The following is a 20,157-nucleotide window of genomic DNA, read 5'->3' as shown; positions in this document are numbered from 1 at the left end:
GCGTGCTCAGGCGGGCAGCGCCGCCGTGAGCTCGACCTCGACCAGCTGCCCCGCGAAGCCGAGTTGCGCCACGCCGAGGAGCGTACTCGCCGTGGTGAACGCGGGTCCGAGGTCGGAGCCGGTGAGGCGGGCCCAGGCGGCGCCGAGGACCGCGCGGTCGGCGCTGACGACATAGATGACGGAGCGAACGACGTGCTCCGGCCGGGCGTTCACCGCCCCGAGGGCGGCGAGCGCGTTCGCGGCCACCTGGTCGATCTGCGCGTCGAGATCGTCCGGGCCCACCAGCGCGCCGGATCGGTCGAGCGGGCACTGGCCGGACAGGAAGGCCGTTCGCCCGGCCTCCACCACCGCGATGTGGTGATAGCCGGGCGTCGGGTGCAGGTCGTCGGGGTTGATGCGCGTGATGTCGGTGCTCATGAGGGCGAGTCTGGCGATCGGGCGGAGGGGGCGCACCGGATTTTCGAACCGGTCGTGGCTCGGCCGCGGAGGTCGCCCGTCGAAAGATAATAGCCATGGACATGATAGCCATGTACGGTAATTGTCATCGGCCCGGCGAAGTCGGCACCGCGGAGCACCCATCAAGGAGCGACCATGACCACCACCGCACCCCCGGTCACCCCCCGCGCCCTCGCGCTGGCGCACTACGCCGGGCGGGCCCTGCTGGAGCGGGTGTTGGCCCGCCACGGGGTCACCTTCCACCAGAGCGTCACGCTGCGGGTCGTCGCCGTCGCGGACGGGCCCGTCGGTCGCGACGAACTCGTCGGCGAGGTGACCGGTTCGCTCAAGGAGCGCGAGTCCGTGGTGCGCGGCGTCGTCGAGGAGTTGGTGGCCGCGAAGCTGGTCGAGGCGGACCCGGCGGACGCGGCCCGGCTCCGGCTCACCGACGCCGGGCGCGCGTTGTACGACACCACCACGGCCGAGACCGCCGGGATCTCCGCCCGCGTCTACGCCGGCATCGCCCCCGAGGACCTGGCCGTCGCAGGCCGCGTCCTGGCCCTGATCACAGAGCACGCGAATGCCGAACTGGCCCGCGTCTGAGGGGTATTCGGCCCGGTCGGCGGTGGCGGGTCAGTCGGCCGGGTGGAAGTCGTACGGGAGTTCGTCCCGCCCACGCCGAGGGCCGGGGTGAGGGCCGGGACGGCCAGGAGGGCCCGGCTCCGCCGCCGACGTGCCGCCGTCCAAGTCCGTGCCCGTGTACGCGTTCGTGCCATGACGACTCCCCGAGAGCGCGCAGGCCCGAAACGGTATTCGGACCATGGTCCGCTCAACGTGGCGGACTGTGGTCCGTTTGTCTTGTCCGTGCTGGATCATTCGAGGGGTCGGCCCGGTCGAGGGCGGCCGAAGAGCATGTCGTAGCCCGGTGGCAGTTGCAGGAGCAGGCGGTTCATCAGGTCTTCGCCGGCGGCGTCGGCCACCACGCTCAGCACCGCCCCGACGTCCCACAGTGCGGTCTCGTCGGTCGCGCCGTCGATCCAGGCGCCGGTCGCGCGGACGAAGCGCTCCGCGCTGAGCGGTTCGTGCGCGGGGAGCGGGTTGAGCAGTACCAGCGCGCAGGTCTCCGGCAACCGCGGGGCGAGTTCGGCGCGTTCGGCGCCGACCAAGTGGGCGCCCAGGAGCGCGAGTACGACCCGGACGGCGCGTTCGGCCTCCTCGGGCGAGGAGTATTCGCCCCGTTCCCGGACTGCCGCGAGGAATGGTTCCCATCGCATCGGCATGTGCATCGGACCTTCTTTTCCTATCGGTCTGCGGTGCTCGGGGCCGCCGGCGAGCACGGGGCGCGATGCCTCGGACCGCTCTTCGGCCCGGGTCGGCGCACGCGGCCTCGGGGCGGGAGCGGTGCGCCCGGGGGCTCGGGAAAACCCCGGGGCCGACCGCCTCCGGGGCTCCCGCTCACAGAGCGGGTGCGTGCGGATGCGCGTCGTTATACGCGCGCCTCCTCGGGTCTGCGACGCGCATGGGGTGACCCCATCTATTTAACTCTCCACCTGACGCCGGCACGAACATTCACGGCATATCGGACGCATTCCATCCTCGGACGTCGGGCCGGTGTCGTCTTCCCGGGCCGCGGATTCACGCCGAGTGGCCTTCGGTGGCGGGACGTGACCGTCCGCCCGCCCTCGCCGGCGGGTTCGGGTGGCCCTCGGGTGCGCCGGGTCTTCCCGTGAAGCTCGTTCGGGTGTGCGCGGGTGTTCATGTGCCGGACATCGGTCGCCGGCCTACTGAGCCGAACCGTTTGGCCAACTCGACTTCTGCCTGGAGTACTTCCGTGCCCACCACCCGTGGCCGCGACATACCGGTCCCCGCCGGTCGCGCCGCCGCGCTCGGGCGCGGGTCGGGCACGGCGTGCGATTGCCGAGTGGTGGTCCTACGCGGCGCCGCCTGCCGGAACGTTCTCGGCTGAGTCTCCCCGAGTCGGTGTGCCGCACCACCCGGATGCCCCTCGTACCACTGCCACCTCCCCGTACGGGAAAGGAATCGACGACATGTCTGGGAGCTCGCTCACCCTTGTGCGCCCCACCGCGCCGAAGGAGGGTGATCAACTGATCTTCCGCTTCGCCACCGACGCGCCGCACCCGAAGAACTGGGTCGGGGTGTACGACGGCGCCCGCGTGCCGGGCAACGGGGGTTCGCTGGTCTGGAAGTACGTCACCGCCGCCGAGGGCGAGGTGACCCTGGAGACCCAGGGGCTCACCGACGGGCCGTACACCGCCTACCTGTTGGCCAAGGACGGCTACACGATCCTCGCGCGGAGCGCGCCGTTCGGCTTCGCGGCCCGGCCGCTGCCGCCGCGGCCCCATTTCGCCGTCGACACCCTCACCACCTCGGCGGTCGCGGCGGGGGAGGCGGTCGTGGTGCGGTTGGCCGGCCTGTGGACCGCGGCCGACGGGCAACAGAACGGCCGGGGCGTCACGTTCCGGGCCCGCGGCGGCGACGACTGGCTGAGCGTCGGCGCCGACGGCACCGTCATCGCGAAGGCCCCGCGCGCCGGCACGCACCACCCCGGCGTACTCACCGTCGAGGGCCGCGACGGCGCGACCGGCGCCACGTCGCAGCTCGCCGTCCAGGTGCCGGTGCGGCGCAACCCGCGCGGCATCGTGTTGAAGGTGGCCACCCTCGACGCCTGGGACGGGGGCCGGCACGTGGACGGCACGCTCACCAAGCTGCTCCGACTCGTGCTCACCCAGGGCCTGGACGTGCTCGCGCTCCAGGACACCGGCGGCACGCTGGGTACTTCGCTGGCCGACGCGCTGGGGTGGGCGGTGTACGAGGACCCGGGAGGGCTCGCGCTGATCAGCCGGTATCCGCTCACCGACACGCGGCCCGAGGATCGTGATCTCCCCGCGATCGCGGCCACGGTGCGGGCGCCGGGCGTGCGTGCCGTGCGGGTGTGGAACGCGCGCCTGGACGAGGGCGACTACGGGCCGCTCGGGATCCGGCGGGGGCGCACCCCCGCGCAGGCGGAGGCGGCCGAGTGGGCGAGCCTGCGCTACCGCCAGGCACAGAACCTGGTCACCGCGATGGCCCCGGACCTGGGCGCGTCCCGGGACACCCCGGTGCTGCTCGCCGCCGCGCTGTCCTCGCCCTCGCACCTGGACTGGACCGTACGGACCGCCGGCAGCCACGGCACGACGGGCCCGGTGCGCTGGCCGGTCACCCAACTGCTCGACCAGGCCCGCCTCGTCGACGTCTTCCGAGCGGCGCACCGCGACCCGGCCCGCGAGCCCGGCAACACCTGGTCGCCGGTGGACCCGGCCCAGCCCCAGGACCGGATCGACGCGCTGTACACGGCCGGACCCCTGTCCGCCGACGAGGCGCACATCCTGGTCACCGGCTGGCCCAAGCCGATCCCGGACACGGCCGCGAACGGCTGGCCCAGCGACCATGCCGCCGCCGTGGCCACCTTCGGCGTCCGCGCCTGACTGCCCGTCAATTCCCCTTTCCCGAAAGGTCGCTTCGCCATGACCGAGTTCAGCCGCCGCTCCTTCGTGGGGGCCTCCGCGGCCGTCGGCGCGGCCGGCGCGGTGGGTCTCACCGCGACGCCCGCGCAGGCGGATCCGGATCCGGCCGTGGACGCCGCCCGCCGGCCCGCGCCGGGCAGCATCAAGGACGTGCGCCACGTGGTGATCCTGATGCAGGAGAACCGCAGCTTCGACCACTACTTCGGCGCCCTCGGGGGCGTGCGGGGCTTCGCCGACCGGCAGGGGCTGGTCCTGCCGGGCGGTGGCGACGTCTTCCGCCAGCCGCACCCGGGTCGCACCGACGGCGGCTATCTGCTGCCGTACCGGATGGACTCCACCAAGTACAACGCGCAGAACGCCGGCGGCCTCCCGCACGACTGGACCACCGGGCACACCGCGGTCAACAACGGCGCGCAGAACCGCTGGGTGGCGGCCAAGGGCGAGCGGTCGATGGGCTACTTCACCCGGGAGGACATCCCGTACCAGTACGCCCTCGCCGACGCGTTCACCGTCTGCGACGCGTACTTCACCTCGCTCAACGGGCCCACCGACCCGAACCGGCTCTACCTGTGGTCGGGCACGGCGGGACCCGGCCGGGACGGCACCACGGGGCCGTGGATCGACAACACCCCCGTGACGGACAACCCGGTCGCCGACTGGACGACCTACGCCGAGCGGTTGTCCGCCGCCGGGGTGAGCTGGCGGGTGTACCACAACCCGAGCAAGGACGAGCGCTACGGCGACTACGACGACAACGGGCTGTCGTACTTCAAGCAGTTCCACACGTTCGCCAAGGACGACCCGCGGTATGTGAACGCGATGACCAAGTGGGACCTGGGCGCGTTCGACGCGCACTGCAAGGACGGCACCCTGCCGACGGTCTCCTGGCTGGTCGCGCCGTATCTGTTCAGCGAACACCCCGACGCCGGGCCGAACTACGGGGCGCACTGGGTGAACACGGCGCTGCGGTCGATGTTCGCCAACCCCGAGGTGTGGAAGCACACCGTGTTCCTGTTGATGTACGACGAGAACGACGGCTACTTCGACCACGTGGTGCCGCCGATGCCGGAGCCGGGCACGCCCGAGGAGTTCGTCGGCGGGCGGCCGATCGGCCTCGGGTCGCGGGTGCCGCTGTGGGTGGTCTCGCCGTGGAGCCGGGGCGGGCGGGTGAACTCGCAGGTGGCCGACCACACGTCGGTGCTGCGCTTCCTGGAGACGGTGACGGGGGTCGCGGAGCCCAACATATCCGCGTGGCGGCGCACCGTCTGCGGCGACCTGACCTCGTGCTTCGACTTTGGCCGGCCCGACTTCACGATCCCGGCGCTGCCGGATACGAACGAGCTGATCGCCAAGGCGGACGCGGCCAAGGCGCTGCCCGGTGTGCGGTTGCCCGAGCCCGGCGCCCAGCAGGTGCCGGTCCAGGAACCCGGCCACCGGCCGCATCGGCCGCTGCCGTATCGGCCCTGGGCGGACGCCACCGTGGACCGGGGCACCGGTCGGGTGGTGTGCACGCTGGTCAACGAGGGCACGGTGGGCTACCACTTCACCGTGTTCCCCAACATCGCGCTGCCGTTCGCGGGGACGCCGTTCACCGTGCCGGCGGGCAGGAACGCGACGTACGTGTGGGAGGCGGCGGGCACGGACGGCGCCTACGACTTCAGCGTGCACGGGGCGGACGGCTTCGTGCGACGCTTCGCCGGCACCGTGGTGCGCGAGCCGCAGCGCGACATCCCCGTGCCGTCGGTTCGGGCCACGCTGCGCGGGCACCGGCCGGACTCGGCGCGGCTCGACCTGCGACTGGGCAACGACGGCGACACGGAAGTCCGCTTCACCATCACCCCGAACGACTTCGGCGGCACCGCGCGCGACCACTGGATCGGGCCCAGGGCCCACGACTCGGTCTCCTGGCCCACCGACGAACACGGCCGCTACGACATCACGATCACCGCCCCCGACGGCTTCACCCGCCGCTACGCCGGCACGGTCCACCCCTCCGACCGCGACTGACCGACCGCCTCCCCCGGACCCGGACGCGCCGGGCCCGGGGGCAGGCGGCTCCGGGTCGTTTTCGATGCGGACATCGAGGGCAAACGGTCGGCGCGTGGCCGGGGCGGAGTGGGGCGGAAGCCGGAACCCGGTCGGCTTCTTTGGCTGTGAGTGCAACTGATCGGGGCAGTCTCAGCGTTGATGAACATGACGCACCGTTTCGGGTCGTCGCCCATTCACAGTCAGGAGAGGCCATGACCGGTCCCTTGATCCTCGGCCGCAGGGCCCCGGTTCCCATGGGTGGGGCACCCGTGCTGCCCCGTCACCACTACGACCCGGATCTGTGCGTCAACGTCACCGCGGGTGGGAAGTTGCTGATCCACGCGGTGAACTCCGGCACCTACACCGGCACGCAGGAACCCCGGGGTTACAAGAAGGATGACTGATCACGGCGCGGGCGTCGTGATCGTGGCCACCGAGGAGGACCTGACCGCCGACATGGTGGCGGCTCACCTCCTCGGCGGCCCGGCGGCCGTCCTGCGTCTGGATCCGGGGCGAATGCGCGAACGGCCGCTGGTCACCGGGCACTTCAGCGACGGGCGCTGGCGCACCGTGCTGAGTTCCGGTACCGCGACGGTGACCCTGGACGAACACTGCGCCGTCTACTGGCGCAAGCCCACCCGCCCCGACACGCTGACCCCCGCCGAGGAGCGCTGGCGGGCGGACGAGAACACCACCGCGCTGCTGGGCCTGTTGCGCGCGCAGCCGCTGAAGGTGTGGATCGACGATCCCACCGTGGTCGAGGCATCGCGCCACAAACCCACCCAGCTGCGGGCCGCCGCGCGGCGCGGCTTCACCGTGCCCGACACGCTGTTCACCAGCGACCCCGAGGCCGCGCGCGCGTTCATCGCCGCGCATCGGGACAAGGTCGTGGTCAAGGCGCTGACCCAGCGGCACACCACGTTCATCCCGACCACGCGCATCCGGCTCTCCGACGATTTGTCCGGGATCGCCGGCACCCTGCACTACCTCCAGGCCCTGGTCGAGGACCGGCTGTTCGACGCGCGGGTGACGGTCGTCGACGACCGGGTCTTCGCCGCGGCGATCAGCACCGAGGGCGAACTGGACTGGCGCTCCGTGCCCGCGGACGCGTGCGAGCACCGGGTGATCACCCCGCCGCCGCACCTGGCGCGGGCCTGCGTCGAGCACGTCCGCGATCTCGGACTCACCTACGCCGCCCTGGACTTCGTGGTCACCGCCGCCGGTTGGACCTACCTGGAGACCAACTGCGTCGGCGAGTTCGGCTGGATCGAGAGCGCGACCGGGCTGCCGATATCCGCCCGGATCGCACACACCCTGCGGCACGGCCGCAGCCGACCGAGCGCCCCCCTCCGCGCCGTCCGCGGCTGAGCGCGCGCCCACCGCGTGACCCGAAGACCCGCCGTCATCCCCCATGCCGTCCACGGTGTCCCGGGCGCCTGCGAAGATCGGGGAATGGATCCGCTGCTCGCCGCCGCGCTGGACGCCCTCGGCATCGCCGACCGTCCGCGTCCGCTGACCGCGCACCACACCAACGCCTGGCGGGCGGGACAGTGGCGGATCAAGACCGCGCAGAGCCCGGCGGAGGCCGTCCCGCTGCGTCACGAGGCGCGGGCGCTGACCCTGTTGCGCGGGCAGGGGCTGTATCCGGTCTCGGGCACCTACGGGCACGTGGGCGCCGGGTTGTGGACCGCGGTGGAGTGGCGGCCGGGGGTGACCCTGTGGCAGTGGTGCGCCTCCGCCCGACGCGGCGGTCCCGGCCGGGCGCATCACCTGCCGGTTCTGGCGCACCGGGCGTTCGCGGGGCTGGCCCGGCTGCACGCGGCGGGCTGGCACCACGGCGACATCCAGCCGATGAACATCCTGGTCACCCCGAGCGGCGAGATCGAGTTCATCGACCACGACCTCGCCCAGCATCCCGACCTGCTCCCGCTGTCGGTGCCCTATCGGGGCGGCATGGACCTGACCACCGCGCCCGAGATAGCCAGGCGTCTCCTGGACACCGGGCCCGGCCAGCACATCGAGCTCAGCGACGCCGCCGAGGTGTACAGCCTCGGCGCCTCGTTCCGGGCCGCGTGGACCGGTCGCCCGCCCGCCACCGACCGGCAGGTCGGCGACGGGGTCGGCGCCGCCGACATCCTGGCGGACATCGCCACCGGCCGGCGCCGCACACCGCTGGTCGACGCCCGGCCGTGGGCGGATCCCGATCTGGAGTCGCTGATCGAGGCGACCATGTCCCTCGACCCGGCCCGGCGCGCCAAGGGCCTGTGAGGCTCAGGCCACCGGCGAGGGGAGATCGGCGATCGTCGCGGTGTGCGGCGCCGCCTCGGACCGTCGGGCGGGCACCAGGTGCGGGCGGCGGGCGGCGGCGACCAGGACGTCGGCGACGCGCGTGTCCCGGCCCGCCTCGGGGTGCCACTGCACGCCGAGCACGAAGCCGTCGCCCGGCAGCTCCACGGCCTCCACGATGCCGTCGCGGGCCCGGGCGCCCACCACGAGCCCGTCCCCGAGCCGGTCCACCGCCTGGTGGTGGTAGGTCGGCACCTCGTACGGCTCCGCGCCCAGCGACCCGAACAGCGTGCCGGGGAGCGGTTCCACCACGTGCGCGGCCGGCGTTCCCGGCGGGCCGGAGTGCTCGCCGTGCCCGACCACGTCCGGCAGGTGCTGGATCAGCGTGCCGCCGAGCACCACGTTGAGCAGCTGCATGCCCCGGCAGATGCCCAGGAGCGGGGTGTTCGACCCGAGGGCCGCCTCGATCAGCGCGATCTCCCAGACGTCGCGCGCGTCGTTGGCCGGCCCGGTCCGCGGATGCGGCTGCGCGCCGTAGCGCTCCGGCCGCACGTCCGGCCCGCCCGCGATCACCACCGCGTCCACCCGCGCCACCGTCTCGGCCGCCGCCTCGGGCTCGTCCGGCGGCAGCAGGACCGCCAGGCCGCCGGCACGCCGGAAGTACGTCGGGTAGTCGAGCGGGACCAGGGCGGCGGGCTGGTGCCAGGCGCCCCAGCGGACGGATTCCTCGTGGTAGGTGCTGATGCCGATCAGGGGCTTGGACATGGTGGGTGGCTCGGTTCCTCACGGTGCGCGGCGAGTGGGGGGCCGGGGTTCGGTGGGGGTCGGGGACGGGTCGGTCGGGGGCGGACGGGCGTCGGAGTCAGTCCCGGTCGAGTTCGGCCTCGGCCGCGGCCAGCGCGGCGAACTCCTCCTCCGGTGCGTTGGCCACCAGGCGATGCCGGCTGTACAACGCGAAGTACGCGAGTGCGACCGCGTAGACGGCCAACGCGATGAAGGCCGCCTCCTTGTCCACCAGGAAAGTCGCGACCAGCGCGGAACAGGCGAGCACGAAGGCCACCGACGAGGTGAGACTGCCACCGGGAGTGCGATACGGCCGGGGCAGCTCGGGCTCGCGACGACGGAGCACGATGTGCGAAAGCGACATCAGCGCGTACGAGATTGTCGCACCGAACACCGCGATGTTCAGCATCCGAGCGCCGTCCCCGCTCCAGGCGGCCAGGGTGAAGCCCAGCGCACCCGGAACCACCAGGCCGAGCCAGGGTGCCTTGCGGCGGCTGGTCAGAGACAGGAAACGGGGCAGGTAGCCCGCCCGGGAGAGGGCGAACAGCTGCCGCGATCCGGCGTAGATCAGCGAGAAGAACGAGGCCACCAGGCCGGCCAGACCCGCGTAGTTGACGAACCGACTCAGCACGGTCGGATCACCGTCGCCCTGGAGCGCGGTCACCAGCGGGTTGCCCGCGTCCAGGACCGCGTTGGACCCGTGCGCCCCGGTCGCGGCCAGGAAGGTGAGCACGGCCAGCAGCAGCAACACGCCGATCGACAGGCCCATCGCCTTGGGCAGCGTACGGGCCGGATCCTTCGTCTCCTCGGCGGCCAGCGGCACCCCCTCCACACCCAGGAAGAACCACATCCCGAACGGGAACGCCGACCAGATGCCGAGCAGGCCGAACGGCAGCCACGAGTTGGCGCCGAGCGCGTCGTGGTCGACCGGAATGTCGTTCAGCCCGCCACCGTCGAACTCCGTGAACGCGCCGACCGCGAAGATCAGCAGCGCGGCCACCGCGATGCCGGTCACCACGAAGCTGAACCGCAGCGCCTCGCCGACGCCCCACAGGTGGATGCCGATGAAGATCACGAAGCAGGCGAGGTAGACCGGCCACGACGACTCCAGGCCGAACAGGTTCAGCGACTCCACATAGTCGCCGATGAAGATCACGATCGCGGCCGGGGCCAGGACGTACTCGATCAGGATCGCGGTCCCGGTCAAAAATCCGCCCCAGGTGCCGAGGGCGCGGCGCGCGAAGCCGTAGCCGCCGCCCGCCGCGGGCAGGATCGAGGCCAGCTCGGCCAGCGAGAACACCATGCACGTGTACATCAGGCCCATCAGCGCGGCGGCGATCGCCAGCCCGCCGAAGCCGGCCTCGGCCAGGCCGTAGTTCCACCCGGAGAAGTCGCCCGAGACCACGTAGGCCACACCCAGGCCGGTCAGCAACAGCCAGCCGGCGCTGCCGCGGCGCAGGGTGCGCTTCTCCAGGTAGGCGTCCGCCGGGCCGGCCGGGCCGGCCGTGCCGCTCGCGGCGGTCGTGTCGGTGCCGCCGCCCTGCTTCGTGCGCGCTGCCATGTCGTCGACCACGAGCCACTCCTGACGGGAGGGAGGGTGAGGGGGAGGGGTGATTATTGGTTCGAGCGCATACCTTTGCCGGTCGGGTCGGGGCGGCGCAAGACCCCGGGGCGAATCGATATCGACACACGAAACGCCCGACGGCCCCGAAAGCGGGCGTCGCGCGACGCCGCACGGGGCCGCCGCGGGATGCCCGAAAGTGTGTCGCCGGGTGCGGCAAGGGGTGTCGCGGGATGCGCGGCGAGGCGATGCGGCCGGGCGCGGAAGACCCTCACGCGCCCCGCGGTCGGCCTCGACCAAGCCGTCCCGCCGTCCCCCGTCAGGCCAGAAAACCGCGCAGCAGGGCCGCCGTTCCCGCGCAGTGTTCGCGCATCACCTCGGCCGCGGCGTCCGGGTCGCCCTCCAGGATCGCCTCGACCAGCGCGGTGTGCTGATGTTGCGAATGCTCCAGATTGCGCACCAGCAACGGGATACAGTCCAACAGATCGTTCACGGTGGCCCTAACCGCCGCGTACTGGGCGGCCAGCGAGGGCGAACCGCACAACTCCGCGAGGGTCAGATGCAGCAGCGTGTCGCAGCGCCGATACTCCGCCAGCGGCGCGTCCCGGGTCCGGTCGAGCGCCGCCCGCAACCGCGCGGCCTGCGCCTCGTCCAGGCCCTGCGCCGCGCACAACCCCGCCGCGCCCACCTCCAGCACCTCGCGAAAGCGCAGTGTGTCCTCCACGTCCACCCGCGCGATCCGCCGCCGCAGCTCGGCCGCCGAGCCGTCACCCACCGGCCCCGGGCGCTCACGCACGAAGGTGCCGCCGTAGCGCCCCCGGCGGCTCTCCACGATGCCCTGGTCGGCCAGTACCTTCAGCACCTCGCGCAGGGTCACCCGGCTGACCCCCAGCCGATCGGCCAGCTCGCGCTCGGCCGGCAACCGGCCGCCGTCCGCGACCAGGCCGAGCCGGATCACCTGGAGAATCTGCTCCAGCGCCTCCTCGAAGCCATTGCCCGCGCGAACCGGGCGCAGCAGCGGCGACAACCGGTCCCGGTGATCCGCCCCCGATCCCTCGGCCACGATCCCTCCCCTCCAGCTCTTCCCAATCAATGGTTCACAGCCATACCTTATGGCTTCCGGTTGGACCGACAGGAGGCATTCCCTTGGCAGACCGAACGCCCCCGCTGTCCGTCGACGAGTTGCGCGCACTCGTCGACACCGGGGAAATCGACACGGTAGTCCTGGCCTTCACCGACATGCAGGGCAGGCTCCAGGGCAAGCGCTTCGCCGCCCGGTTCTTCCTCGACGACACGCTCTCCCACGGCACCGAGGGCTGCAACTACCTCCTCGCCGTGGACACCGACATGAACACCGTCTCGGGCTACGCGATGTCGTCCTGGGAGCGCGGCTACGGCGACTTCGTGCTGCGCCCCGACCTCGCCACCCTGCGCCGCACCCCCTGGCACCCCGGCACCGCCCAACTGACCGCGGACCTCGTGTGGCACGACGGCTCCCCGGTCGTGGCCTCGCCGCGCCAGATCCTGCGCCGCCAACTCGACCGCCTCGCCGAACGCGGCTGGACGGCGCACGCCGGCACCGAACTCGAGTTCATCGTCTTCAAGGACACCTACGAAGCCGGCTGGGACCGCGCCTACCGCGGGATGACGCCGGCCAACCAGTACAACGTCGACTACTCGATCCTGGGCACCGGCCGGGTCGAACCGCTGCTGCGCCGCATCCGCAACGAGATGGGCGCGGCCGGGATGACCGTCGAGTCGGCCAAGGGTGAATGCAACCTCGGCCAGCACGAGATCGCCTTCCGCTACGACGAGGCACTGGTCACCTGCGACCAGCACACCGTCTACAAGACCGGGGCCAAGGAGATCGCCGCGCAGGAGGGCATGTCGCTCACCTTCATGGCCAAGTACGACGAGCGCGAGGGCAACTCGTGCCACATCCACCTGTCCCTGCGCGACGAGGCCGGCCGGCCCGTGCTCGCGGACGACTCCGGCGCCTACGGCATGTCGAAGACGATGCGGCACTTCCTGGCCGGGCAGTTGGCCGCGATGCGCGAGTTCACCCTGCTGTACGCCCCCAACATCAACTCGTACAAACGTTTCCGTCCCGGCTCGTTCGCGCCGACCGCGGTCGCGTGGGGCCCGGACAACCGTACGTGTGCGCTGCGGGTGGTCGGACACGGCCACGCGCACCGCTTCGAGAACCGCCTCCCGGGCGGCGACGTCAACCCCTACCTCGCGGTCGCGGGGATGATCGCCGCCGGTCTGTACGGCATCGAGCACGAACTGGATCCGGGCGAGGCGTGCACGGGCAACGCCTACACCGGCGACGCGCCGCACGTACCGGGCACGCTGCGCGAGGCCGCCGAGTTGTGGGCGGGGTCCACGATCGCCCGGGACGCCTTCGGCACGGAGGTGGTGGAGCACTACCTCCACATGGCGCGGGTCGAACAGGACGCGTACGACACCGCGGTCACCGACTGGGAGCGCTTCCGCTCCTTCGAACGTATGTGAGGATCGGAACGTTGTCCGAACACCAGGCACCCGACGGCCGATTCGCGTCGGACGGGCCGCACGAGCACGACATCATCGACCCGACCACCGAGGAGATCGTCGCCACCGTCGCGGCCACGCCCGCCGCCGAGGTGGACGCGGCTGTGGTCCGCGCCGCCCGGGCCGCGGAACAGTGGGCGGCCCGCGCCCCCGGGGACCGGGCCCGCGTGTTGCGCCGGTTCGCCGTCGTGGTGGACGAACACCTCGAGGAACTGGCCCGGTTGGAGGTCCGCGAGGCCGGCCACCCGATCGGCAACGCGCGCTGGGAGGCGGGCAACGTCCGCGACCTGCTCGACTACGCCGCGGGCGGGGCCGAGCGGTTGAACGGCCGGCAGATCCCGGTGGCCGGCGGCCTCGACGTCACCTTCCACGAACCGCTCGGCGTGGTCGCGGTGATCGCGCCGTGGAACTTCCCCATGCCGATCGCCGGTTGGGCCCTGGCCCCGGCGCTCGCGGCCGGCAACGCCGTCCTGCTCAAGCCCGCCGAGACCACCCCGCTGACCGCGCTGCGCCTGGCCGAACTGGGCCTGGCGGCGGGGCTTCCGGAGGGACTGTTCCAGGTGCTGCCGGGCGCGGGACCGGTGACCGGACGGGCCCTGGTGGAGCACCCGGGTGTGGCCAAGGTGGTGTTCACCGGCTCCACGGCCGTGGGCAAGGACATCATGGCCCGCTGCGCCGCCGGGCTGAAGCGGATCACCCTCGAACTCGGCGGCAAGAGCCCGAACATCGTCTTCGCCGACGCGGACGTCGAGGCCGCCGCGGCCGCCGCCCCCGGCGGATTCCTGGACAACTCCGGGCAGGACTGCTGTGCGCGCACCCGGATCCTGGTGCAGCGTTCGGTGTACGACCGGTTCCTGGAACTGCTCGAACCGGCGGTACGGGCCTTCCGGATCGGCGATCCGAACGACCCCGACACGCACATGGGGCCGTTGATCTCCGCGGCGCACCGCGAGCGAGTGCGCTCGTATGTGCGCGAGGACGCGCCGGCCGTGATCCGCGGTGAGGTGCCGGCCGGCAAGGGCTTCTGGTATCCGGCCACGGTGCTCGCCCCGGAGTCCGCGGCGGACCGCACCGCCGTCGAGGAGATCTTCGGCCCGGTGGCCGTCGTGTTGCCGTTCGACGACGAGGGCGACGCGGTACGCCTCGCCAACGCCACCGCGTACGGCCTGTCCGGATCCCTGTGGACCCGCGACGTCGGGCGCGCGCTGCGCGTTTCGCGGGCCGTTCGGGCCGGGAACCTGTCGGTCAACTCGCACAGCAGTGTCCGCTATTCGACCCCCTTCGGCGGGTTCGGGCAATCGGGTCTGGGCCGCGAACTGGGCCCGGATGCCCTGGTCGCCTTCACCGAGACGAAGAACGTGTTCATCAGCACCGAGGAGAACTAAGTGACCGAGCAGACCCCCGTGTGCCGCCGCCTGGTCGGCCGTACCGCCGTCGTCACGGGAGCGGGCAGCGGAATCGGCCTGGCCACCGCCCGGCGACTGGCCTCCGAGGGCGCCAACGTGGTGTGCGCCGACATCGACGAGGCGTCGGGCAAGGCCGCCGCCGCCGAGGTGGGCGGCCTGTTCGTCCGGGTCGACGTGACGAACGAGGAACAGGTCGAGGCGCTGTTCAAGGCCGCGTTCGACGCCTACGGCTCGGTGGACGTCGCGTTCAACAACGCCGGCATCTCGCCGCCCGACGACGATTCGATCCTGACCACCGGCCTGGACGCCTGGCGCCGGGTCCAGGAGGTCAACCTGACCTCGGTGTTCCTGTGCTGCAAGGCCGCGTTGCCGTACATGCGCCGGCAGGGCCGCGGTTCGATCATCAACACCGCGTCGTTCGTCGCGGTGATGGGCGCGGCCACCTCGCAGATCTCGTACACCGCGTCCAAGGGCGGCGTGCTCGCGATGTCGCGCGAGTTGGGCGTGCAGTTCGCCCGCGAGGGCATCCGGGTCAACGCGCTGTGCCCGGGACCGGTGAACACCCCGCTGCTGAAGGAGTTGTTCGCCAAGGACCCCGAGCGGGCCGCGCGCCGCCTGGTGCACATCCCGGTGGGCCGGTTCGCCGAGCCCGAGGAACTGGCCGCCGCGGTCGCGTTCCTGGCCAGTGACGACGCGTCGTTCGTGAACGCGGCCGAATTCCTGGTCGACGGCGGCATCGCCGGGGCGTACGTCACCCCGATGTAGCCCATCCCATGGGCGGGTTCGACCCGCCGACGAGCACCCGCGGGCGCGATCACGCCGACGCTCCCGCGGGTTGGCCGCCGCCGATCGTTCGCGCCGTACGCGACCGGTCGGCGGCAATCGGCTGCCGAGCCGACAACGGAGGCCGCAACGGTCCGACAATGTGCGGCGGACCAGGTCGTGTGCGATGCGTCGCACGGTCCGGTGACGGTGTGATCGTCCATTGGCCCACCATGACCGCGCTTCGGCGCCGCAGCTCGGGTACCGGGGTCACTCGGTGACCCGTTCGGCCGGCGCCCGAACACGCGTGCGCCACACTCGCGCGTTCACCGTCGATTGTGTGCGGCCCGAGGTCAGACACGGTTGCGGCGGTGCAGGCGGACGGCCTTGACCGAGGCGTAGGCGGCGATGGTGGAGAGGGCGGCGCGGATGCCGTTCCAGATGTTCCAGGTGGTCTCGAAGTCGGTGCGGGTCTTGGTGGGGTCGGCGCTGCCGGCGTGGGCGAGCATCTGGTTGAGGGGGACGTTGATGCCGGAGGTGGTCAGGACGGTGGTGGTGTAGAGGGCGAGGGCGGCGAGGGCCCACTTCATGGCGGTGCCGCCGCCGAGCCTGCGGAGCTTCCAGGCGGCGACGGCGGGGGCGGCCATGGCGGCGGTGAAGACCGCGAAGAACAGCGGGTTCTCGATGCCGGTGTTGATGTCCTGCATGGTGGTCACGAAGCCGGCGTCGTCCTTGGTGCCCAGCCACGGCATGACGATCGCGGAGAACGCGACGTAGGTGCCGGCCATCAGGGTGTTCGCGACGGCGCCGGCGGTGAGCCAGCGGCCGACGGTGTCACGGGTGCGGGCCTTGGCACTCGAACCGGCGACGAGCGTGTTGTCGATGGCGGCCATGATGAACTCCCTTGCGGCGATGAGGTGTTGGGCGTCGGGGCGGTGGCTTTCCCTGGTGGTCCGCCGTGCCGTTCCTTCCGACACCTCAAGATTCGCGGGTACGCCGGCTTCGAACAACGGCCGATCCCGGAACCGGGGTTAACCCAGGGGTTATCGATGCGACGAGGGGCGCGGGCGGCCGGCCGCGCCGGGTCGGGCCGACCACGCTCCCGACCGTGGGGCGTGGTCGAACAGGACCAGGCCCGGCCCGGGGCCGATCGCGTGATCGCCGGTGTGGCACCGGAGCGGACCCGGCACGGCGAAGAGTCGGTCAGCGCTCAACTCCTCGGCGCGCCGGTGCTGGTGCGGACGACCAGTTCGGGGTGCAGGAGGTGGCGGGCGGCCCGGGTACGTTCGCCGCGCAGGCGCTGGAGCAGGGTCTCGGTGGCGAGCCGGCCCATCTCCTGCCTCGGCTGGTTGACCGTGGTCAGCCCGATGTGCCGGAGCCCGGCCAGATGGGTGTTGTCGTAGCCGATCACCGACACGTCCTGGGGCACCCGGACGCCCGCCTCGGACAGTTCGCCGATGATGCCGACCGCGTTGAAGTCGTTGGCCGCGACGATCGCGGTCGGGAGCGCGTCGCCGGCCAAGAGGGCGCGGGCGGCCGCGGCCCCGCCGATGTCGGTGTACTCGCTCGGCACCACGCGCAGGTGGCGGCCCAACGCCAGTCGCCGCATCGCCTGTTCGTAGCCCCGGCGACGGACCGACGACTGCGAGCCGCCACCGCCGTCCACGTGCACGATGTCGCGGTGGCCGAGCGCGGCCAGGTGCTCGACGGCCAGCGCCGATCCGGTGGCGCCGTCGTCGTTGACCGTGTCCACGTGCCCCGCCCGCACGCTGCGGGCGACCAGGACGGTGGGCACCTGGGACGCGGCCTCCTCGATCGCCGCCGTCTCCACCACGGGGCCGAGCAGGAGCAGGCCGGCGGGACGGAACTGGAGCAGGCGCTCGACGCTGCGGCGTTCGTGCGCGGGCCGGCGGCCACCGGTGCCCAGGATGATCTCCATGCCGTTGTCGTGCGCGGCGGCCTCGACGCCGTCGACCACCTCGGCGAAGTACGGGTTGTGCAGGTCGGAGATCATCACGCCGAGCGTGCTGCTGTTGCCGGTGGCCAGCGTGCGGGCGTTGAGGTTGGGGCGGTAGCCCAACTCGCGGGCGGCGGCGAGCACGGCTTGCCGCCGGCCCTCGCTGACCTTGGGCGAGTCGCGCATCACCAACGACACGAGGGAGCGGGAGACCCCGGCGCGGGCGGCGACGTCCTCGAGGGTGGGACCGGACACTGATGCTCACCTTTCTCCCGGAAGCGGCGTTGTCGATCCGACGGCGCGCCGTCGGCCGGGTCGGTGGCGTCGACTCGTGACGACGACTCCACGACGTCGACGTCACGGTGGGAGCGCGACCCGCACAACCGCGCCCCGTCCACCCGGCATCCGAACCTCGGCGCCGTGATCCCCACGATCCCCATGCGGCCGGACCCCGGTCACACCGGGTTCCCGACCGACAACCCGAACCGAAGATACACGCTTGGAGCGCTCCAAAGAATGGAGCGCTCCACTCCGGTCGGGACGGGGTCGCGGCGGCCGACCCGACGAATGGCTGTAATGCGCACCGATCCTGGTGTGTCGACGACGTACGGCGAACGTGGCGGGTGACCCTTGACATGCTCGGACGGCGAGTATCAGTCTTGGGGCGTTCTCGGATTGGAGCGCTCCAAAAAGTGGAGCGCGCCGACGCACGGAGTGCTCCGTCGGGCGGACCCGGGGAGGCTCCTCGATCGGCTCGACTGCCAAGTTCCACCTGCCCACTGGAGAAATGAATCTGATGCGTATCGGAGTCGCAGGCGTGGGGCGGATCGGCGCGATGCACGCGCGCAACCTCACCGACCTGGAGACGGTCGACAAACTCGTCCTGTTCGATCCCCAACCGGGGCGCGCGGACGCCCTCGCCCGGGAGATCGGCGCCGAGGCGGTCGCCGACCTCGACACCCTGCTCCGCGAGGTGGACGGGGTCGTGGTCGCCACGCCCACCGACACCCACCCGGAGATGGTGCGCCGCACCGTCGCCGCCGGCGTCCCGACGTTGTGCGAGAAGCCGATCGCCTCCGACGTGCCGGCGATGCGCGCGCTGATCGCCGAGGTGGAGGCGAGCGGGGTGCCGGTGCTGGTCGGCTTCCAGCGCCGGTTCGACCCGGCGGTGGTCGAGCTGAAGCGGCGCCTGGACGCGGGTGAGGTGGGTACGCCCTACCTGGTCCGCGCGGTCGGTCAGGACGCCGCGCCGCCGGACTTCGGCTACCTGCCCGCGTCCGGCGGGATCTTCCGCGACCTGCTGATCCACGACCTGGACGCGGTGCCGTGGCTGATCGGCGAGCCCGTGGTCGAGGTGTACGCCGGCGGATCGGTGCTGGTCGACCAGGCGTTCGCGGACGCCGACGACGTGGACAACGCGGTGGTCATGCTGCGCTTCGCCGGCGGGGCGCACGCGGTGCTCACCGGCGGGCGGCACAACCCGGCGGGATACGACCACCGCATCGAGGTACTGGGTTCGGCCCAGTCGCTCGCGGTGGGCCTGGACCCGCGCACCCCGCTGACCTCCCTGGAGGAGGGCGGACCGCAGGCCGGGCCGGACGCCTACCCGGGCTTCCCGGAGCGCTTCGCCCGGGCGTACGGCAACGAGATGCGGGTGTTCGTCGAGGTGGTCGCCGGGCGGATGGCCAACCCCTCGCCGGTGCGCGACTCGCTGGGCAGCCTGATCCTGGCCGCGGCCTGCGAGCGGTCGCGGCGCGAGGGGCGCCCGGTGGTCCCGGACCCGCCGGCCGACGACCCGGCCGTGTCCGCGGTCGGCGAGGCGGCGTCGTGAGCGCCCCCGCGGGAGCCGACCTGCGGCTCGCCGGCGCGCCGATCACGTGGGGGGTGTGCGAGGTGCCCGGTTGGGGTCCGATGCTCCCGGTGGACACCGTACTCGGCGAGATGGCCGCCCTGGGCCTGACCGCCACCGAGCTGGGCCCGCCCGGCTACCTGCCGGACGACCCCGCCGCGCTCAAGGGCGTGTTGGCCGGCCACGGCCTGACCCTGGTCGGCTCCTTCGCCGCCCTCGTCCTGCACGACCCGCACCGGCTGGCGCAGACGCTGACCGCCGCCGCGCACACCGCCGAACTGATCGCCGCGGCCGGCGGCGAGGTATTGGTGCTGGCCGCCGCCACCGGCCTGGACGGCTACGACACCCGCCCCGAGTTGTCCGACGCGCAATGGGGGCAACTGATCGCCGGCGCCGAGGAGATCGCCCGGATCGCGGCCGAGCGCGGCCTGCGCGCCACGCTGCACCCGCACGTCGGCACCCACGTGGAGAACGCGGCGGAGGTCGAGCGATTCCTCCGGGACAGCACCCTGCCGCTGTGCCTGGACACCGGCCACCTGCTGATCGGCGGCACCGACCCGCTCGACCTGGTCCGCCGCCACCCCGACCGGATCGGGCACGTGCACCTGAAGGACGTACACGCGGACACCGCCGCCCTGGTGCGGTCCGGCGCGCTGACCTACGCCGACGCGGTCGGGCGCGGCATATACCGCCCGATCGGCGAAGGCGACGTGCCGGTCGCCGAGATAGTGGCGACGCTGCGCGCGGCGGGCTATCGGGACTGGTACGTCCTCGAACAGGACATGCGCCTCGGCGACGACCCGGCGGACGCGGACCTGCCGCGCCGGGACACCGCGCGCGGGCTGGCCCACCTGCGCGGCAACTGACCGGTGGGCGCCGGGTGTGGCGCGGTGGACGGATTCGGTCGCCCGGTCGGGGTACGACACACCCACCGGGCCGGGCGCCCGGTACGCCGAGCACCCCCGGTCGCCCACGCACCCGAGCCGCACCCGACCCTCACCCTCATCACCTCC

General features: G+C 72.4%; 18 protein-coding genes. 11 read left to right on the top strand and 7 right to left on the bottom strand.

What is annotated here, in order from left to right; genetic code table 11:
* Nucleotides 1-6: 6 nt before the first annotated feature.
* Nucleotides 7-417: a RidA family protein gene (locus tag ACFRCG_RS35030; protein WP_380039026.1), complete on the bottom strand. Its 411-nt coding sequence runs from the start codon at nt 415-417 to the stop codon at nt 7-9.
* 174 nt (nt 418-591) lie between these two features.
* On the opposite strand from ACFRCG_RS35030, the gene ACFRCG_RS35025 reads away from it, so the two are divergent.
* Nucleotides 592-1,038: a MarR family winged helix-turn-helix transcriptional regulator gene (locus ACFRCG_RS35025; protein ID WP_380039024.1), complete on the top strand. Its 447-nt coding sequence runs from the start codon at nt 592-594 to the stop codon at nt 1,036-1,038.
* 269 nt (nt 1,039-1,307) lie between these two features.
* On the opposite strand, the gene ACFRCG_RS35020 is transcribed toward ACFRCG_RS35025, so the two are convergent.
* Nucleotides 1,308-1,715, bottom strand: a complete 408-nt coding sequence (locus ACFRCG_RS35020) for a DUF2267 domain-containing protein (RefSeq protein ID WP_380039106.1) — start codon at nt 1,713-1,715, stop codon at nt 1,308-1,310.
* A gap of 768 nt (nt 1,716-2,483) precedes the next feature.
* On the opposite strand from ACFRCG_RS35020, the gene ACFRCG_RS35015 reads away from it, so the two are divergent.
* The 5 genes from ACFRCG_RS35015 (at nt 2,484) to ACFRCG_RS34995 (ending at nt 8,255) form a co-directional block, all read left to right on the top strand.
* Nucleotides 2,484-3,920, top strand: coding sequence for a hypothetical protein (locus ACFRCG_RS35015; RefSeq protein WP_380039022.1), 1,437 nt, complete (start codon nt 2,484-2,486; stop codon nt 3,918-3,920).
* Between the two features lie 39 nt (nt 3,921-3,959).
* On the top strand, nt 3,960-5,966 hold the full coding sequence (locus ACFRCG_RS35010; protein ID WP_380039019.1) for a phosphocholine-specific phospholipase C: 2,007 nt from the start codon (nt 3,960-3,962) through the stop codon (nt 5,964-5,966).
* Nucleotides 5,967-6,199: 233 nt separating this feature from the next.
* Nucleotides 6,200-6,391, top strand: coding sequence for a hypothetical protein (locus ACFRCG_RS35005; RefSeq protein ID WP_078981407.1), 192 nt, complete (start codon nt 6,200-6,202; stop codon nt 6,389-6,391).
* Nucleotides 6,384-7,355 (top strand): hypothetical protein, encoded by a 972-nt coding sequence (locus tag ACFRCG_RS35000; RefSeq protein ID WP_380039017.1) that lies wholly within the window; start codon nt 6,384-6,386, stop codon nt 7,353-7,355. Before ACFRCG_RS35005 ends, ACFRCG_RS35000 begins: the two co-directional genes overlap by 8 nt.
* 84 nt (nt 7,356-7,439) lie before the next feature.
* Nucleotides 7,440-8,255, top strand: coding sequence for a hypothetical protein (locus ACFRCG_RS34995; RefSeq protein ID WP_380039015.1), 816 nt, complete (start codon nt 7,440-7,442; stop codon nt 8,253-8,255).
* 3 nt (nt 8,256-8,258) lie between these two features.
* Here the strand turns inward: ACFRCG_RS34995 and ACFRCG_RS34990 are convergent, their stop codons facing one another.
* The 3 genes from ACFRCG_RS34990 to ACFRCG_RS34980 form a co-directional block, all read right to left on the bottom strand.
* Nucleotides 8,259-9,038, bottom strand: a complete 780-nt coding sequence (locus ACFRCG_RS34990) for a gamma-glutamyl-gamma-aminobutyrate hydrolase family protein (RefSeq protein ID WP_380039013.1) — start codon at nt 9,036-9,038, stop codon at nt 8,259-8,261.
* Nucleotides 9,039-9,135: 97 nt separating this feature from the next.
* Complete coding sequence (gene eat, locus ACFRCG_RS34985) at nt 9,136-10,617, bottom strand: ethanolamine permease (protein WP_380039104.1); 1,482 nt, start codon at nt 10,615-10,617, stop codon at nt 9,136-9,138.
* A gap of 319 nt (nt 10,618-10,936) precedes the next feature.
* Complete coding sequence (locus tag ACFRCG_RS34980; RefSeq protein WP_380039011.1) at nt 10,937-11,680, bottom strand: FadR/GntR family transcriptional regulator; 744 nt, start codon at nt 11,678-11,680, stop codon at nt 10,937-10,939.
* 83 nt (nt 11,681-11,763) lie between these two features.
* Between ACFRCG_RS34980 and ACFRCG_RS34975 the strand changes: the two genes are divergently transcribed.
* The 3 genes from ACFRCG_RS34975 to ACFRCG_RS34965 all read left to right on the top strand — a co-directional run bounded on the left by ACFRCG_RS34975 (nt 11,764) and on the right by ACFRCG_RS34965 (nt 15,341).
* Nucleotides 11,764-13,131 (top strand): glutamine synthetase family protein, encoded by a 1,368-nt coding sequence (locus ACFRCG_RS34975; protein WP_380039009.1) that lies wholly within the window; start codon nt 11,764-11,766, stop codon nt 13,129-13,131.
* 71 nt (nt 13,132-13,202) lie between these two features.
* Nucleotides 13,203-14,555 (top strand): aldehyde dehydrogenase family protein, encoded by a 1,353-nt coding sequence (locus ACFRCG_RS34970; RefSeq protein ID WP_380039102.1) that lies wholly within the window; start codon nt 13,203-13,205, stop codon nt 14,553-14,555.
* Nucleotides 14,556-15,341, top strand: coding sequence for a 3-oxoacyl-ACP reductase (locus ACFRCG_RS34965; RefSeq protein WP_078981401.1), 786 nt, complete (start codon nt 14,556-14,558; stop codon nt 15,339-15,341). It abuts the gene before it with no gap.
* A gap of 350 nt (nt 15,342-15,691) precedes the next feature.
* Here the strand turns inward: ACFRCG_RS34965 and ACFRCG_RS34960 are convergent, their stop codons facing one another.
* Together ACFRCG_RS34960 and ACFRCG_RS34955 are read right to left on the bottom strand one after the other, a co-directional pair.
* On the bottom strand, nt 15,692-16,231 hold the full coding sequence (locus ACFRCG_RS34960) for a DUF1772 domain-containing protein (protein ID WP_380039007.1): 540 nt from the start codon (nt 16,229-16,231) through the stop codon (nt 15,692-15,694).
* Between the two features lie 317 nt (nt 16,232-16,548).
* Nucleotides 16,549-17,550, bottom strand: coding sequence for a LacI family DNA-binding transcriptional regulator (locus tag ACFRCG_RS34955; RefSeq protein ID WP_380039005.1), 1,002 nt, complete (start codon nt 17,548-17,550; stop codon nt 16,549-16,551).
* A 397-nt stretch (nt 17,551-17,947) separates the two neighbouring features.
* Between ACFRCG_RS34955 and ACFRCG_RS34950 the strand changes: the two genes are divergently transcribed.
* Nucleotides 17,948-19,126: a Gfo/Idh/MocA family oxidoreductase gene (locus ACFRCG_RS34950; RefSeq protein ID WP_380039100.1), complete on the top strand. Its 1,179-nt coding sequence runs from the start codon at nt 17,948-17,950 to the stop codon at nt 19,124-19,126.
* A complete protein-coding gene (locus ACFRCG_RS34945) occupies nt 19,123-20,010 on the top strand; it encodes a TIM barrel protein (protein ID WP_380039002.1) in 888 nt (295 codons plus the stop codon). The genes ACFRCG_RS34950 and ACFRCG_RS34945 overlap by 4 nt, the downstream gene beginning before the upstream one ends.
* Nucleotides 20,011-20,157: the final 147 nt, after the last annotated feature.

This window comes from Embleya sp. NPDC056575 (assembly GCF_042793325.1).
Lineage (GTDB): Bacteria > Actinomycetota > Actinomycetes > Streptomycetales > Streptomycetaceae > Embleya.
This window is presented reverse-complemented; position numbering and strand designations above follow the sequence as displayed.